A 17,609-nucleotide genomic window follows, 5' to 3' on the forward strand; every position below is an offset into this window, starting at 1 on the left:
TCAGAATGTCATCGACAGACCTAACGTCACGGTTCTTGGAATGGGGAATACACTGTTCGGCGCCTCAGGATCCTGACTTAAAGTGCCGCTTGGCGTTATCGTCAGTAAGTTCTGTGCACTTAAGTAAACCCTTGCATCAATAATTGCCGGGTCGATGTTGTATGCGATAGAAAGATTGCGCAGCTTCAGGTATGAACCATCCTCCCAGTAAAAACTGGACTCTCTGGCTTCATTGTTGTTATCCAGTAGGGTTAATGCCGGCACATTGCTGCCGGTATTATCTGGTGTCCAGGCATTCAGTGTCCTGTCACCATAGTTTGAGCCGATATTCAGTGAGGTGAAATCAGTAAACAAGCGCCAGCTGTTACGAACACTGCCGCCTTTCACACCTTGCCAGAACATATTGAAGTCCCAACGGCCGTAGGTTAGCGTGAAATTCAGGCCGTAGATAAAATCCGGATCGGTATTGGTAAAGAAATCCTGATCCTGATCGTTAATGACACCATCACCATTAAGGTCAACATAACGTATCCGGCCAGGAGCCGCACCAGGCTGGCGGGCATGAGCGGCAACTTCTTCCGCACTTTGGAACAGGCCATCGGTAACATAACCAAATACCGAATTTACCGACTTGCCCAGAATGGTTTTATCCCGGCCATTACCGCCAAAGGAGTTCACCACCGAGTCAGGCAGCGCAATCACCTTGTTTTTTGCGGTTGAAATATTGCCGGTAATATCGAACGTAAAGTTGCCCAGGCTGGCCACAGTAAACTCATCGGTATAACCCAGCATCAGCTCGATACCGGTGTTTTCTATGGTGCCGCCGTTGACGATCATCTGCGCACCTTCGCCCTCTGTCGCCAGCGGCTGCGTTGTGGTCAGAATATCTTCGGTGCGCTTTCTGAACCAGTCAAAGCTGCCGTATAACGCACTGTCAAAGAAATCAAAATCCACGCCCAGGTTCAGTTGGGTCGAGGTTTCCCACTTTAAGTCCGGGTTACCGGAACTGACTTTGGCAAAGCCAGACGGTAGATTACCCTGATCACTGCCTGCTAAATCGTATGCGGTACCTTCATCCTGTTCGTTGGTAAACAGTGACTGTGTGGCGTAACGTGACTGAAAGATGGATGAAGTCGCCCGGGTATTAATTTCCTGGTTACCATTTTGTCCCCAACTGGCTCTGAATTTCAGCTGGTTCATCGCGTCGAACTTAAAGAAGTCCTCATCCGAAACACGCCAACCTACCGACGCAGCAGGGAAGTTACCCCATTGATTATTCTGACCAAAACGGGATGAACCATCGCGGCGCAATGTAAAAGACGCGAGATACTTTCTGTCATAGTCATAATCGAGTTTGGTAAAGTAGGATTTCAGCGTCCATGCATCAGCAAAGCCGTTGGCAGTAATGCCGCTGGTTGCCTGCTCTAAAAAGGCATAGTCACGGTCTTGCGACGCAAAGCCAGAACCGGAAGCGCTAAAAAACTCACTCTCAAACTCAACCGTTTCATTACCCACCAACAGGGTAAACATATGGTCATAATTCAGTAAGTATTTGTATTCTGCGGTATTTGACCAGACAGTAGTTTTGTTCCAGTCGTCCGTCACCGTAAGACGGTCATTAAAATTCAGGCTACCGGCCTGAAACGCCTTGGTGAAATTACGGAACTTAAAATTGCCATAGCTCAGGCCATAATTAGTGCGAAGCGTTAAATCATCCAGCGGCAGATATTCCACATAAACATTGCCAAGCACCTTGTTAAATCTGTTGGTGTTGTCTTTGTTCATTTCCAGCAGCCGTACCGGATTATCACGGTCTGTGATACCGGCAGTTGGCCCGCCCCAGCCAGTGCCGTCTTCAGTGCGGATTGGTATAATAGACTGCTGTTCAATCGCCAGGCCGAGAATACCGCCAGCCAGGTCGTTGACCAGATTCTGCTTTTGATCAGTCAGGGTAAGGTTTTCACCTACCCGCACTTTGCCGTCAAATAGCTCAACATGTGAATTTACCCGGCCACTGATGCGGGTAAATTCAGAGCTTTTCACTACGCCATTGCGATCAAGATACCCAAATGAGGCATACACCGCAGAAGTATCACTGGCGCTGGAATAAGACAGGTTTAAATCTTTTGACGTAGAACGCCGGGTCACTTCATCAAACCAGTCGGTATCGGCCGGGCGCATGGTTTGCGCACTATCAATGTAAGTGTTCAGAATGACATTATTAAGCTGAGGATTATCGTAGTCACCGTTCCAGTCGTACTGATACAACGGGCTGACATTATTCGGGTTAGCCCTGTCGTTAACGGCTGCGCGCCAGACAACTTCAGCACGTTGCCTGGTATTTAGCGGATTAAGGTCGTACTCGAAGTCTTCCGTTGAGGTATTTAATTTCACTTCAAATTTCGAATCACCGCTGCCTTTCTTGGTGGTAATAATAATGACGCCATTCGCTGCCCGGGCACCGTAAATACTCGCGCTGGCGGCATCACGCAATACAACAAGTGATTCAATATCGTTACTGTTAATCTCGTGCAAACCGGAGTTCATTGGCACCCCGTCTACCACGTACAACGGGTCGTTATACCCCAGTGGTCCAAGCCCCTGGCCGCGAATTTTTACCTGAGCGGTTGAATTTGGATTACCGTTGGTCAGGATCTGCACGCCAGGTACCCGCCCCTGCAAATTCTGCATAATATTGGCAGAAGACAAATCTTTCACATCGGCGATTTTTACATCGATTGCGGCACCGGTAATATCTTCCTGCCGCGTACTGCTGTAGCCAACAACCACTATGGTTTCAATTTCTTTCTCTTTTTTCTCCAGAGCACGTTGTTGTGCTTCAGTGTCTTGTTGCTGAACAACCAACTCATCAGGCACTGCGTCCTGCTGCACCTGCGCTGCCAGCCCTGCACTTTGCAAGGCACAGCATAGTGCACTTAACGCAAAAGTTTGTTTTTTCATAGTTCCCCCGTCTCGTTTTATTTTCTTCAGAGACAGCATCGCTGTATCGGGCCAGACGACATCAGTTCTGCCTCGCCCCAAGGTTTGCTGTTATGAAGAAATGATTTCTATTTAGTTATTATCTTTTGGAGGTCTGATCCGGCTGTATTGGCCCTTTGCAGTATCAGCTAAAGGCAGTTCTCACATGCATGTTTGGAAACCGTCAATTTTCCTGTTTTGCATATTGCACATTATTCGACCATCCACGCACCAATATACAACACAGTTTTAGTTAATCAAGTTTGACCAGTTCAGAAAAATGCAATAATTAAGAAATAATCAGACACCAGCTTTGAGACTAGCTACAATTTTCTTTTTAAAACAATAATTTGACAAAAAATATTGAAAATAACAAACCAAAAATAAAAAATAACATTGATTTAGTTATGAAGCTAAAACAGAATAAGTGACATATAACAGAAAGCATGGTAATGCCAAGATACGCGGCTCATTACTATTGACGAGGTGGCGTTTGCACCTTAAATGAACACGGAGAACACTATGATTGCGGTGCTTGGAGAGAACGTTGTTGATCTGTTAATGCAGCCTGATGGAAATTTTTGCCCTCATCTGGGGGGATCACCGTTTAACGTTGCCATTGGCATTGCCAAACAGGAAGTGCCTGTTACATACCTTTCGCCCATTTCACAGGACAGGTTTGGTGACAACTTTCTGAGCTATATGCAAACACACGGCGTTGAGTATGGTGCGCCGCATCGCTCAGCGCTACCAAGCTCGGCGGCTATCGTCACGTTAGATACGCAGCGCCAGCCCCATTATAGTATTTACCGCCATCACGTTGCCGACAGGGATATCAGTACCGGGTTGCTGGTTTCTTGCCTGCCGGAAAAAACCCGGATATTACACACCGGCTCTTTGGCATTGGAGCCTGAGGACTTAACAAAAGTTAAAACACTTTTAGCTTTTGCCAAATCCAGAGGGGTCAGGATCAGCATAGACATTAATATCAGAATGGATTTTGTCACCGATAAAACGGCCTACATTGCCGGTATTGAACAGCTGATGCCACTTTGCGATTACGTTAAAGCAAGTGACGAAGACCTGATTAAACTGTATCCGGACATGCCACTGAGCGATGCATTGGCAAAGTTTAAATCCCTGATACCGGATGCACTCTTTGCTTACACTGAAGGTGATAAGGGCGCACTTTTATGCACCCAAGCGGTAGAAATTACGATGCCGGTAATACGTCCTGACGTATTCGGCGATACCGTCGGCGCGGGTGACACCTTTTACAGTATGCTGTTATCTTACCTCTGGTCAGAGAACCTCGACACTATTGCTCCCTCATTGCTGTCAGACACACAACTTCGCCCTGCACTTAAGCATGCTATTGTTGCCGCGAGTATCAATGTGTCCCGCCATGGTTGTATGCCGCCGAGCAAAGTGGAGGTTCAACAGAAACTGGCTTGCTGATGCATTAGTGATTGATTTACTGCAATTAAACTCTGCGTACCGTTAGGGTACGTAGTATCATCATAGAAAAATGTGCCTTAACTGGTTATTATCACGGCAAATATGGCGTTTCGCCGTTCAACCGTTGTACAACCAAGATAATGTGGAATTTTATGGGGCAAGGCAGTAATTCATCAACTCTCAGGCAGTACAATGAGCGCGTGGTTATTTCCGCCGTGCGTAAGGCTGGCGTCGCATCTAAACCGGATCTTGCCAGAAGTATTGGTTTAACCCTGCAATCGTTAACCCGCATTGTCGATGCGCTAGAAGAAAAAGGTTTACTGGAAAAATCCGGCCGGCGCAGTGTTGGTATTGGTCAGCCATCCAACCTGTACCAGATTAAAGCCGATGGCCTGTTTTCGGTTGGTATCAAGCTGGGCAGACAAAATATTGAGTATGTGCTATCTGACTTTGCCGGTCAGGTAATAGATAAAGCATCCCATCGTTATAAAGAACCCACTCCAGAGCAGCTTATCGATAGCTTAAGTAGCGGCATTGAAGTGATGCTGGGCAAACTATCACCAGCACAACGCCAGCGTTTTGTTGGTGTCGGTATTGCGATGCCCTGGTTTTTAGGCAATTGGGCCGCACAGCATGAAATGGCACCTGACATCGCTCAGCAGTGGGTTGATATTGACTTCGCCAATGAATTGGAACAACGCCTGCCTTACAGCATATTCTTTGAAAATGACTGCTCAGCGGCCGCGGCGGCTGAGCTGTACTTTGGCCAGATAAAAGCGGCAAACAATTTCCTCTACATATACATAGATACCTTTGTCGGCGGCGGTCTGATACTCAATGGCAATCTGGAAAGAGGGGTGCATAGTAACGCCGCCAATCTGGCAACCTTACCTGTGCCGCAATCCAGGCTGGACAGCCAAAGCAACACCTCAGGCTGGGATACTTTAGTTAACCGGGCTTCGATAGCAACACTGCTCAGACACCTGCAGTTTCATCAGGTTAATATCGATAATATTGCCGATCTTGCCGATATTATTGATGATAACCGGGCACTGGTGCATGACTGGATGCAGGACTGCGCAGAAGGCGTCGTATTCTGCATTATGTCTTGTGTCAGTTTCCTGGATTTGGAAAAAGTTGTTATTGACTCCCAACTGCCAGCGTTCTTATTAATTGAGCTTATCAGCATGATCAAAAGACGCTTGGCAGCGATGCCAACGTCAAATTTGTTCGTGCCACAGATCGAAAAAGGCAGCCTGGGTGAAGATGCGATCGCCATTGGTGGTGCTATTTTGCCGCTTTATTCGCATTTCGCACCAGACCGCACTGTACTGTTGAAAGGCGGCGTGCCGGACAGGTTGCAACAGAAATAACAGCATGGTGAATGGTACGCCATGCTGTCTGGTTTTACTTCGTTAATACAATAGCCTCAGGATGTTCTGTCTGGACCTCTTCCGAGATAGACTCCAGCGTACGCCCCTTTGTTTCAGGCATAACAAACAGCACAAAAACCAGCTGCAGTACCATCATAAAAGCAAAGAAGATAAAAATGGTGGCGGGTGTAAATACACTTAAGAAAAACGGCATCAGTAAAGCAATTAATGCCGCAAATACCCAGTGTGTGCTGGCACCGAGAGACTGGCCTTTCGCACGAACCGCATTAGGAAAGACTTCAGATATAAACACCCAGATCACCGCGCCCTGACCAATGGCGTGCGAAGCAATAAACAAAAACACAAAAAACACCACAGCCATACCCCCTATGCCAGCATAAAAGGCATAGGCAACCACACTTAACGAAACAATATAGCCAACTGAACCTATCAGCATCAGCAAACGTCTGCCGGCTCTATCAATCAAATACAAACCCAACATGGTGAAGATCAGGTTCACAATCCCCACGCCCGCTGACGAAAGCAATGCGGAGTCACTATCGAGGCCAGCCAGCGAAAAAATGCGCGGTGCAAAATAAATAATAAAATTAATCCCCGATAGTTGATTAAAGAAAGCAACAAAAAATGCCAACATTACCGGGAAGCGATAGCGGGTTGAGAACAAACTGGATTTTTTTCCTGTCGGCCGGGTGCGCTTGATATCAGACACTATGCTATCTACATCTTTCTCTTGCAGCTGGTTAAATACCACTCTGGCTGCCGCTTCATCTCTTTTATGCAGGATCAGCCAACGAGGGCTTTCCGACACCTTAAACACCAGAAACAAAAAGACCATAGCGGGAATAACTTCAACGCCCAACATCCAGCGCCAATCCTCAGCTGAAATACCTGATAACAAGTAGTTGCTGAAAAATGCGACTAAGATACCGAACACAATCTGGAACTGGTACATCGCAACCAGGCGCCCACGATGTTTAGCCGGTGCTATTTCAGCGATATACGCCGGCACTGCAATCGACGAAATGCCAACGCCTAAGCCACCGATAAACCGCATAAATGAAAACGTATAAGGATCTGCTGCCAACGCCGAGCCCAGCGCCGACAAAATATATAAAATACCGATAGCAATAAGGGTAGCCTTACGACCAAACCGGTCGCACGGCACACTACCAAAAAGCGCGCCAATGACCGTGCCCCACAATGCCGATGACATAATAAACATGCCGTGAAATAGCGGATCTGTTTGCCAAAGCTGCTGGATTGGCAGATCGGCTCCGGAGATAACTGCGGTGTCAAAACCGAATAAAAATCCGGCCAGCGCCACAGTTATCGCCCATAAAAAAATAGTCTTCATTACTCCCCCGATTAAATAACACTGTTTTAGTTATTGCGTCTGAGTAGAATAAAATCGGTGCAGATTGTCAAGCAGAATCTCTAATTTGGTGCAGAGCCTTAGCCGGCGTTATCAGCATTGCCAGGGAGTGAGTATGAATGGCACCAACAAAAAAGCCCCACAGATGTGAGGCTTCAGAGGATTTGAATTTACCGTTTTAAATATAGGTGGCTAGAACGGAATATCGTCGTCAAAATCAATTGGCGGTTCCATTGGTGCACGTTGTTGCGGCTGTGCCGGCTGCTGGTAACCGCCTTGTGGCTGGGCTGGGCGTTGTTGATAGCCACCTTGTTGTGGTGCAGCCTGCTGATAACCACCTTGCTGTGGAGCCTGATAAGCCGGTGCAGCCTGCGGTGCCACTTGCTGGTAACCGCCTTGTGGCTGAGCGGGTTTCTGGTAGCCACCTTGCTGGCCGCCGCCCATACCACCGCCTTGTTGCTGGCCATCACCGCGGCCATCCAACATTTGCAGCTCGTTGGCAATAATTTCGGTGGTGTAACGCTCTACACCGTCTTTATCCTGCCATTTACGGGTTTTCAGCTTACCTTCAATATACACTTTGCTGCCTTTACGCAGGTATTCACCGGCAATTTCGGCTAAACGCTGGTAAATCACTACACGGTGCCATTCGGTTTGCTCTTTTTTCTCGTTAGTGGCTTTGTCGGTCCAGCTCTCTGAGGTTGCTACCGTTAAATTCGCCACTGCGCCGCCTTGCGGCATATAGCGCACTTCCGGGTCAGTACCCAGGTTACCAATCAGAATAACTTTATTAATGCCACGCGCCATGCGAATTCTCCTAAAAAATGTTTAAGCCCCGGCGGCTGTAATAACAGCCTGCGCTGCTGTGTGATCAAACTGTGCTGAACTGACTTTCAGATAACAGCGCTGCTCTGCCAGAACCATTGTAACTTCCTGCACCCCATTCAGTGTGGTCAGCTGCGCTGCCAGTGCACTGGCTTGCTGTTCGCTGGTTAACGACACGGCCAGAGACAAACGCTGGGCGCGTGGAGGAAGCTGAAGGGTGCTGGCAACTAACAGCCATATTAAACCAATAACCGCCAATGCGGCAAACAATGCTTGGTAACCGAAGTGCTGTACCAGTGTACCACCGGTTACACCGCCTAAAAATGCACCAAAAAACTGGCTACTGGAATAAATACCCATAGCACTGCCACGTTGGCCTGCCGGTGCAATGCGTGACACCAACGCTGGCAGGCTGGCTTCTAAAAAGTTAAAGCCAATAAAAAACAGCAGTAAAGCCAAAGTCAGCGCAGTAAAACCGGGTACCAGCAATGCCAGCAGCATAGCGCTGATCAGCAATGCTATGGCCAGTAAAAAGAAGCCTTTTTCCTGGGCTTTGCGCATGGCAATAATCATCATTGGGATCATCAGCACAAAAGAGCCCAGCAACACCGGCAAATAAAACTGCCAGTGTTTTACCGATACCAGGCCGTAGTTTTGCAACAGTGCCGGCAGTGCGACAAACATTGCCGTCAGCATTAAATGTAGCAGTAATACGCCCAGATCCAACTGCAGCAGTTGGCGGTGTTTAAGCATAGCCCCCAAACTTTGCGGCAGCGCCAGCGTTTCTGCCATCGGTGCTTTGTTAACACTTTTGGGCAGTAACAATGCCACCACCAGCATAGCGCCACAAGCCAACACAGCAGTAAACCAGAATACGCCACTTAACCCGGCCCACTTTGCCAGTAAAGGCCCCAGTACCATTGCCACAGCAAAACTTAAACCGATACTGGCGCCAATTATCGCCATTACTTTAGGCCGCTGCTCTTCGCGGGTTAGATCGGCAGCCAGTGCCAGTATGGCACCGGCAATAGCACCGGCGCCCTGCAAAATACGGCCGAACGTAACCATGTAAACAGAATCGGCCAGCGCGGCCACCACTGAGCCCACGGCAAACAGAGTAAGCCCGCCCAGCATCACTTTGTGGCGGCCGATACGATCAGACAACCAACCAAGCGGAATTTGCAAAATGGCTTGGGTTAAGCCATAAGCACCAATAGCCAGGCCTACCCATAACGGCGAAAAACCGTCCAGCTCGCTGCCATACAGTGCAAATACCGGCAGCAGCATAAACAGGCCCAGCATCCGGCTGGAAAACACCAGCGCCAGCGCCATAGCTGCACGTTTTTCTAAAGAATTCAGTTGATGCATCAGGTATGAGTTAACCGCCCAAATAAGCGCGCCAGTGTAGCACAGAACCCGCGCGCTTTAAGCGGATTTCAGCCCGGTTTGCCGGTAAGATGCGACAAATCAGGCCACAACCTGTTTACTCTGACGATGAAATAACCCCACGGACAACAGCAGCAGGCTTAGCGGCAACAGGCAAAGGTAAAATGCCGTCTGGCCGTCAAAGTTGGCAAAGGTATAGCCGGTAACCATAGAGCCAGTGGTACCACCCAGGGCGGAAAACACCACAATAAGGCCGGTCATAGCGGCATGCCTCGCCTTGGGCAGCGCGCTTAATATTACCGAGTTAATTACCGGATAAATCGGTGCCATAAACAGGCCAATCAGCGGAAACAAATAGGCCGCCAGCGGCGCAGTAAATAAGCCAACCCCGGCATTGTGCTGAATATCGCGGGTTAATGGCAGAGTCAGCAGTATTAGCAGTGCCATAGCCAGCAAACAGCTGTTTAACAGCACATACCAGGACAGCTTTTTCAGCACTACGCCAGCGAGAATACGCCCCAGTGCCAGGCTGGCAGCAAAAATGCTGGTTAACTGCACGCTAAGCTGGTTTGGCAGCTTCAACACTTCATTGTTAAACGTTGGCAACCAGCTGCCAATACCTTGCTCTATCAGCACATATAAAAACGCCGATAGCACAAACACGAACACCAGCGGTTTATACACCAGCTGCAGCATGGCGATAAAATCCTGCTTTAATGGCTGGGCCGGTGGCAACTCCAGTTTTGGAAAAGGCGTGCTGCTAAGCAGTGCCAGATTGGCTAGACAAAGTAGCGCCAGTAGCCAATACACCTGCAGCCAACTGCCAGACTCTGGTGCAGCAGGGTCCATAAAAGCCGAAAACAACCAGTAGCCCGACAATACGCCAAGCATAAAACCGCCTTCAATAAAATTCAGCAAAGATGCATGCTCAGCTTTGGTGTTGGTAACCACGCCGATACTGGCGTACACCGATACCTTTACCAGCGCAAAACTGGCGCCAACGGTAAGAAACAACAACTTGGTGGTCCAGAATGCCGGGATCAGCGGCATCATAATGCAAGCCAGCGTAACCAGCGTCAGCGCAATTTGCAGGGCGGTTTTATAGCCCAGCCGCGGCAGGTAAGAAGCAATAATAAAAGACACCACGGCAATAGGAATATCTTTAAAACCCTCCAGCACACTGGCGGCTTCTTTTGTGATTTGATAAGTGTGGATCACCTGCAGAATAACAGTGCCAACGCTGTTTAGCAGGATGGCAAATACAAAATAGGTTAGCAGTAGCGACAAGCGGATACGCAAAGTGGCCATGGTCTGGTTCTCATTTTTATGCTGTGTGACACAGCTATAGTTGTTTTACCCTGTTGCCAGTCTGTTTGCTGACATTTTGCACTATACAACGCTTTTATTGCATATTGCAATCGATTGCAAAAACTGTATATTAAGCTTATTGACTGCAATTAAATCAGGTATGCCCAATGTCGTTACATCCCCATGCTGCCGTGCGGCCCCTTACCACCGAGCCCTGGGCTTTAACCGACAGCCGCTATCAGCCACAACACCTGCTGCTGCATGAGACTTTACTTAGCCTGGCTAATGGCTATATCGGCACACGCGGCACGCTGGAGGAAGCTGCTCCGGCTGGCGTTGCCAGTTGCGAAGGCACCTATTTAAACGGCGTGTACAGCAGTGAGCCAATTCATTACGGTGAATCGGCTTATGGCTTTGCCAAACATAACCATAAAATGCTGCAGGTAGCCAATGGCAAAGTGCTGCAACTGAGCGTAGACGGCGAAACCTTTAGTGCTGACAAAGCCGGCAGCCATAGCCGCACACTGGATTTGCAGCAGGGCGTACTTAGCCGGCACAGTGAATGGCAAAGCCAAAGCGGTAAACAGCTACGTATCGCCAGCCGGCGTTTTGTGTCGCAGGCCAACCCGCATGTAATGGCCATTGAGCTAAGTATTACCGCGCTGAATTTCTCCGGCCAGATTAAACTGAGCAGCGCCCTGGATGCCGCTTATCCGGGTTTTTATAAAAAAGACGATCCGCGCGTTGGCGAAATGGCCATCGCTGACAGCTTAACCCTGCTTAGCCAGCAATTCGAAGTCGAACACAGCCTGATGCTGCACCGGGCCAAAGGCGCTGATTTTATTGTCGCGGCAGCAACAAGCCATGTGCTGCCAGCCAATGCCACTTTGCTGTCACAGGACGACAGCCAGAGTAATAAACTAACCCAGCACTTTGCTCTGCAACTGCAGCAAGGCGAAACACAAAGGCTGCATAAACTGGTGATCTACTGCCACAGCACCAATGTTGACGATAGCAACAGCCTGGCGCAACAGGCACTGCAATTGCTGAGCAACGCGCAGCAGCAAGGCTTTGCGGCCTTGCTCAGCGAGCATCAACAGTGGTGGCAGCAATTCTGGCAGCAGGCAGACGTAACCATAGATGGCGATATTGCCCTGCAGCAAGCCATCCGTTTTAACCTGTTTAGCCTGGCGCAATCTGCCGGCCGTAACGGCCAGAGTAATATTGCCGCTAAGGGTTTAACCGGCCCGGGCTATGACGGCCATTATTTCTGGGACACTGAAATTTACGTGGTGCCGGTAATGAGCCTGACCCAGCCGGACATTGCCCGCCAGTTACTGAGCCAGCGCTACAGCCAGCTAGGCGCGGCGCGTGAGCGCGCAAGACAGATGTCACACAGCCACGGCGCGCTGTACCCGTGGCGTACTATTGGCGGCGAAGAATGCTCAGCGTATTTCCCGGCCGGCACGGCGCAGTATCATATTAATGCGGCTATTGCCTACGCTATCCGTAGTTACTATCTGGCCACTGACGACTGGGCCTTTATGCAGCAGATGGGCGCAGAGATGTTGGTTGAAACTGCACGATTGTGGCTGCAACTGGGCTTTTTCTCTGCACGCAGCGGCAAGTTTGAAATTCATATGGTCACCGGGCCGGATGAATACTCGGCGTTGGTCAACAATAACTTTTACACCAACGCCATGGTGCAATTGCAGCTGCGTTTTACGCTGCAAATAACAGAAAAACTGCAAGCAGAGCAGAGCCCACTGTTACAGCAGTTGGCGGTAACCGACGAAGAAATACAACAGTGGCAACAGGCTGCCGATACCATGTATCTGGCGTTCGATGAACAGCTGCAGGTGCACCCGCAGGATGATAATTTCTTAAGCCGCCAGCCGTGGGATTTTGCCAATACACCAGCCGATAAGTACCCGCTGCTGCTGCACTATCACCCACTGGTGATCTACCGCCATCAGGTGTTAAAACAGGCCGATGTGGTGCTGGCACTGTTGCTGTTGGATGATGCAGTACCACCGGCACAAAAGCAGCGCGATCTGGCCTACTACGAACCGCTAACCACGCATGACTCCAGCTTATCCAGCTGTATTCACAGCATTCTGTTTGCCGAAACCGGCGACACCACAAGAGCGCATGAGTTTTTTGGCGACAGCGCGCGGATGGATCTGGATAACCACCATGCTAATACCGAATTTGGTGTGCATATCGCCTGTATGGCCGGCAGCTGGATGTCGCTGGTGATGGGCTTTGCCGGCATGCGTTCGCGCCCCGATGCCCTGCATTTTAAGCCGCAGCTGCCTGCACAGTTACCTCGCTTAAGTTTCCGTTTAAGTTACCGCGGCCGGGTGCTGCAGTTTAGTGCTGACAGCCAGCAGGCCAGTTATCAGCTGCTAAGTGGCGAACCGTTAACACTGTTTCACGCAAGCCAGGCTGTAGCGCTAACCAGCGGCCAAACCGTAAGTAAAGCGATTGGAGTATCAGTATGAGCTGCCGCGCGGTAATTTTTGATTTGGATGGCGTACTTACCGACACCGCCATTTACCATTTTCATGCCTGGAAGGCATTGGCCGATGAGCTGGGTATTGCCTTTACCGAACACGACAACGAGCAGCTAAAAGGCGTTGACCGTTTGGGCTCGCTGCGCTGGATTTTGCAAAAGGGCGGCTTAACGCTAAGCGAAGCTGAAGAAGCTCGGCTGATGCAGCAAAAAAACGCGCATTATCTTGAGCTGATTGACCATATGACAACAGCCGACCTGTACCCCGGCGTGCAGCAGTTGTTTGCTGAACTGCGGCAGAGCGGTATTAAAATCGGTCTGGCTTCAGCCAGCAAAAACGCCGCCTTTGTGGTTGAGCGTTTAGGTATAGCGGCGCAGTTTGACTATATTGCCGATGCCAATCAGGTAATAAACAGCAAACCCGATCCGGAAGTGTTTTTACTCGCCGCCAACGGCTTGGGTGTGGCGCCTGAGCACTGCATAGGTGTCGAAGATGCACTGGCCGGTATTGAAGCGATTAACCGCGCCGGTATGAAAGCGATAGGTATTGGTGATGCCAGGGTGTTAAACGGGGCGCTAAAGGTGTATCCGACAGTACAGGCGCTCAAGCTTAACGACATAACTGAGCTATAAGCAACATCTTAAATAGTGGCGGTTAGCATTGCTGACGGGGCGACACAGAGTGTCTGACTGAGCGCGTCAGCGCGAAGGAGTTGCTGTGGCGAGCCCGACGGCAATGGTAACGCAAGCCACGGCAAAGTTTAACCTAACCAGACGGCTTTACGTGCAACTACTCTTTTCGCAAGCTGGACTGGCGTTCTATTAGCTTTACCGGCAGCAGCTGTGATGCGGCCTTGCCGCCATTAATCCGGCTCAGCAGTTGCGCTACCAGCAATTTACCGCCAGCATGGGTGTCCTGTTTTACTGTGGTCAGCGACGGTGTGCAGTAGGCCGACATAGCAATATCATCAAAACCCACCAGTGCCAGTTGCTGCGGCACCTTAATGCCTCGCTCCAGCAGTGCTTTCATTGCACCCATGGCAATAGCATCGCTGGCAGCAAAAATACCGTCCAGGCTGCCAAGTTCGCCAAACAGCGCCTGCTGTGTCTGTAAATAACCGGCCTGTGCAGTAAAATCGGTGTTTAGCTGCAGTTTAGCCTCCGGTTTAATACCGGCTGCTTGCAACGCATCCTGATACCCCAGATAACGCATTTCAATTTCGGTATGGCGGATATCACCTAAAAAGGCGATACGCTTACAGCCCTGTGCCAGCAAATGTGTTACGGCCAGCTGTGCGCCCTGACGGTTATCACTGCCAATTACCGGAAAACGCTCTGTGCCGGTGGCAGCGCCCCACACCACAAAGGGCACACCGGCGTCGCTGAGTTGCTCTACCCGCTCGTCATGCTCGCCCTGGCCGATAACTATCAGGCCATCGGCCCGTTTTGAATCAAAGTAGTAACTACGCCAGTCTTTATCAGTGGTTTTGCTGGTGCTTAGCAGCATATCGTAGCCCTGCCGCGTTAACTCATCGGCAATGACGCCCAGAATATCCAGCAGAAACGGGTCAGTAATGGCCTGCTGGGTTTTGGCGTCAAACAGAATAATGACGGCGATAGTATGGCTTTTTTGCGTACGCAGGCTGCGTGCAGTGGCATTTACCTTAAACTGATGATCAGCGGCAATTTGCTGCACTTTCTGCCGCGTTTGCGCGTTAATTACCGGATTATCGCGCAGGGCGCGCGACGCGGTAGACTCCGACACCCCGGCCAGCCGGGCAATGTCAGATAAGGTCATGGTTTTTGCCGGTTTAATGGTCACTTTACCTACCTGGTTTTACAGCTATGTCCTGTTGTGCCATCAATAATGCCTTAAGCAGCGTGGTGTCGCAACGCTACCGGCCAACTGCTGGCATATTTTATGTTTTTAACCGATAAATTTCCTTTGCAATCGTATGCAAAAACATCATTCAGCATATTGCAATCGATTGCAATATAGCCTATGTTTAAATCCGCACGGCACTATACCGACTAAAGCACCGCCTAAAAAGCGATCAAAAATCAGCCAGTGTAATCATCGACAGGATAGCAGGAGAACAAAAAATGGTAGCCAGACTTAATAAGATCAGCGCCGCTCTGGCACTGGTTTGCAGCATGCCCCTTATCGCACAGACTAATACAGACGCCACAGCCCCAACTGAAAGCCAGGGTGAAATAGAACAAATTGTTGTTACCGGTAAAGCCAGCGGTATGTCTGGTTTTAAAGTTGATACCAGTTACGCCATTACGAACGTGTCGGCCGAAAACATCGGTCGGCTGGCACCGAAAAGTACCGCAGAGCTGTTTACCGTAGTGCCGGGCGTCTGGGCTGAAAGCTCAGGCGGTGTGGCAGGCGCTAATGTGTTTGTGCGCGGCTTTCCCAGCACTGGCGATGCGCCATTTTTAACCATCCAGCTCAACGGCGCGCCAATTTTTCCGCCGCCAACCTTATCTTTTTTAGAAAACTCGTCGATTTTCCGCCTCGATGAAACCGTGCATTTTATGGAAGCTCTGCGTGGCGGCTCTACCCCGGTGCTATCGAACGGCCAGCCCGGCTTAACCACTAACTTTTTGCTAAAAGAAGGCAGTGAAGTTACCGAAGGCCTGGTGAAGTTTTCTACCTCCAGCTACGGCCTGCGCCGGGTAGATGGTGTGGTTAGCGGTGAAATTGCTGATCGGCTGTATGTTATGGCCGGCGGTTATATCAGTAGCTCAGAAGGCCCGCGCGAAACCGGCTTTAATTCAGAAAAAGGCCATCAGTTTACGGTTAATGTGACCAAAGAGCTGGATAACGGTAGTATTAATGTTTACACCCGCCAGACGGACGACCACGGTGTATGGCACTTGCCGGTAGCACTGAATGCACCGGGCGTAGATAACAAATACAGCCAGATTGGCCCGAACAACCGTCTAGGCCGCATTGCCTACGGCCCGGACAACGAGCAAAAAAGCTATGACTTTGGCGATGGCCGTGGCTGGAACGGCGGCATTACCGGCGGTACCGTCGATTTAGACTTAACCGACAGCTGGCGGCTAATGTACCGCTTTAGCCATATTGAAGGTGAAGCCAATACCTTTGGCCTGGTACCGGAAGGCGGCGCTACTACGCTGGCTAACGTAGAGGGCATTAATGGCCCGGTAACCGGCGTTACCACCGGTACCACCTATGGTAGTGATACTGTGGTACAGCAAATTGGCCGCTGGGTGGTACTAAAAGATATTGAAGCTTTTACTAACGATTTATCCTTCAGCAAAACTACCGACAATGCAGTATTTACGCTGGGCTACTACGCAACTAACTTCTCGGTACAGGACTGGTGGTCTATCGGCAACCAATCCTGGTTTGTGGTAGAAAAAGGCGGCGAAGAACTACGTGGCATTGATTGTAACGATACACTGGCCAGCTGCAGCTGGAACTACGATATCGACGCCACCGGCGATGGTGATACCAGCGCCTTTTACGCAGCGGTAGAATATCAGTTAAATGAGCAATGGCGGGTAGACGTAGGTGCCCGGCGCGAAAACCATAAAATTACTTACGTGGTAGATGAAGGCTTAACCGGCGATATCAGCAAAGCAGTAAATTACGACGAAAGCAAAACCGCATGGACCGCCGGCGTTAACTGGATGTGGCAGCGCAATATGGGTATGTTCGCCCGGGTTAACAAAGGCAATAAAATGCCGTTTTTTGATGACTTCCGCGATAACTATGGCGCTTTTGAAAGCGGCGATAAGCTGATTAAAGAAGTCACCCAGTACGAGCTGGGCTATAAATGGGCCGAACAAAATTACAGCATGTACCTGACAGCCTTTTACAACGAAGTCGACGGCGAGCTGTTTGTATCCCGCCCAGGTGCCCCGGCAGAAGTGCTGACCACTGAAGCCATGGGTATTGAGTTTGACGCCAACTACCGTGCTGATAACGGCTTTGCGGTAAACCTGAACGCCACCGTGCAGGATACTGAAATTACCAACCACCCGGATCCATTGGTAGTGGGTAATCAGGCCCTCCGCCAGCCCGAATGGATGCTACGGATAACGCCAAGCTATGGCTTTGATGTGGCCGATATGTACGCTACGGTTTACGGCACTTTATCATCAGTGGCGGATCGCTACGGTGATAATGCCAATAGCGTGAAGCTGGATGGCTACAGCAAAATCGATCTGGGCATACAGCTGGATATTACCCAACAGCTAAAAGCGCAGTTATCAGTGGCTAACCTGACCGACAAAGACGGTATTACCGAAGGCGATCCGCGTAGCGCCGGCAGCCCGAACGGCCGCTATATTATGCCGCGCAGTATCGATTTTAGTATCAGTTATACCTTTTAAC

At 49.9% G+C, this 17,609-nt stretch carries 11 protein-coding genes; 5 read left to right on the top strand and 6 right to left on the bottom strand.

Features of this window, described 5'->3' with window-relative positions; translation table 11 throughout:
* Positions 1 to 2,961: a SusC/RagA family TonB-linked outer membrane protein gene (locus BLW68_RS04055; protein ID WP_092790479.1), complete on the bottom strand. Its 2,961-nt coding sequence runs from the start codon at positions 2,959 to 2,961 to the stop codon at positions 1 to 3.
* A gap of 540 nt (positions 2,962 to 3,501) precedes the next feature.
* Between BLW68_RS04055 and BLW68_RS04060 the strand changes: the two genes are divergently transcribed.
* Both BLW68_RS04060 and BLW68_RS04065 read left to right on the top strand, forming a co-directional pair.
* Complete coding sequence (locus BLW68_RS04060; protein WP_177172150.1) at positions 3,502 to 4,437, top strand: carbohydrate kinase family protein; 936 nt, start codon at positions 3,502 to 3,504, stop codon at positions 4,435 to 4,437.
* 152 nt (positions 4,438 to 4,589) lie between these two features.
* Positions 4,590 to 5,810, top strand: coding sequence for an ROK family transcriptional regulator (locus BLW68_RS04065; RefSeq protein WP_177172151.1), 1,221 nt, complete (start codon positions 4,590 to 4,592; stop codon positions 5,808 to 5,810).
* Positions 5,811 to 5,844: 34 nt separating this feature from the next.
* Here the strand turns inward: BLW68_RS04065 and BLW68_RS04070 are convergent, their stop codons facing one another.
* The 4 genes from BLW68_RS04070 to BLW68_RS04085 form a co-directional block, all read right to left on the bottom strand.
* On the bottom strand, positions 5,845 to 7,185 hold the full coding sequence (locus tag BLW68_RS04070; protein WP_092790486.1) for a sugar porter family MFS transporter: 1,341 nt from the start codon (positions 7,183 to 7,185) through the stop codon (positions 5,845 to 5,847).
* A 210-nt stretch (positions 7,186 to 7,395) separates the two neighbouring features.
* Positions 7,396 to 8,010 carry a single-stranded DNA-binding protein gene (gene ssb, locus BLW68_RS04075; RefSeq protein WP_092790488.1) on the bottom strand — a complete coding sequence of 205 codons (615 nt, stop codon included), beginning with the start codon at positions 8,008 to 8,010 and terminating at the stop codon, positions 7,396 to 7,398.
* A 21-nt stretch (positions 8,011 to 8,031) separates the two neighbouring features.
* Positions 8,032 to 9,396 carry an MFS transporter gene (locus tag BLW68_RS04080; protein WP_092790490.1) on the bottom strand — a complete coding sequence of 455 codons (1,365 nt, stop codon included), beginning with the start codon at positions 9,394 to 9,396 and terminating at the stop codon, positions 8,032 to 8,034.
* Positions 9,397 to 9,495: 99 nt separating this feature from the next.
* On the bottom strand, positions 9,496 to 10,722 hold the full coding sequence (locus BLW68_RS04085; RefSeq protein WP_092790492.1) for an MFS transporter: 1,227 nt from the start codon (positions 10,720 to 10,722) through the stop codon (positions 9,496 to 9,498).
* Between the two features lie 167 nt (positions 10,723 to 10,889).
* Between BLW68_RS04085 and BLW68_RS04090 the strand changes: the two genes are divergently transcribed.
* Both BLW68_RS04090 and pgmB read left to right on the top strand, forming a co-directional pair.
* Positions 10,890 to 13,226: a glycoside hydrolase family 65 protein gene (locus BLW68_RS04090; RefSeq protein ID WP_092790494.1), complete on the top strand. Its 2,337-nt coding sequence runs from the start codon at positions 10,890 to 10,892 to the stop codon at positions 13,224 to 13,226.
* Positions 13,223 to 13,870 carry a beta-phosphoglucomutase gene (pgmB, locus tag BLW68_RS04095; RefSeq protein ID WP_092790496.1) on the top strand — a complete coding sequence of 216 codons (648 nt, stop codon included), beginning with the start codon at positions 13,223 to 13,225 and terminating at the stop codon, positions 13,868 to 13,870. The genes BLW68_RS04090 and pgmB overlap by 4 nt, the downstream gene beginning before the upstream one ends.
* Before the next feature lie 157 nt (positions 13,871 to 14,027).
* Here pgmB and BLW68_RS04100 read toward each other — a convergent pair whose 3' ends face one another.
* Positions 14,028 to 15,059, bottom strand: coding sequence for a LacI family DNA-binding transcriptional regulator (locus BLW68_RS04100; RefSeq protein WP_092790498.1), 1,032 nt, complete (start codon positions 15,057 to 15,059; stop codon positions 14,028 to 14,030).
* Positions 15,060 to 15,340: 281 nt separating this feature from the next.
* Here BLW68_RS04100 and BLW68_RS04105 point away from each other — a divergent pair, with 281 nt between their 5' ends.
* On the top strand, positions 15,341 to 17,608 hold the full coding sequence (locus BLW68_RS04105) for a TonB-dependent receptor (RefSeq protein ID WP_092790500.1): 2,268 nt from the start codon (positions 15,341 to 15,343) through the stop codon (positions 17,606 to 17,608).
* Position 17,609: the final 1 nt, after the last annotated feature.

Source organism: Rheinheimera pacifica (genome assembly GCF_900108485.1).
Classification (GTDB): Bacteria; Pseudomonadota; Gammaproteobacteria; order Enterobacterales; family Alteromonadaceae; genus Alishewanella; species Alishewanella pacifica.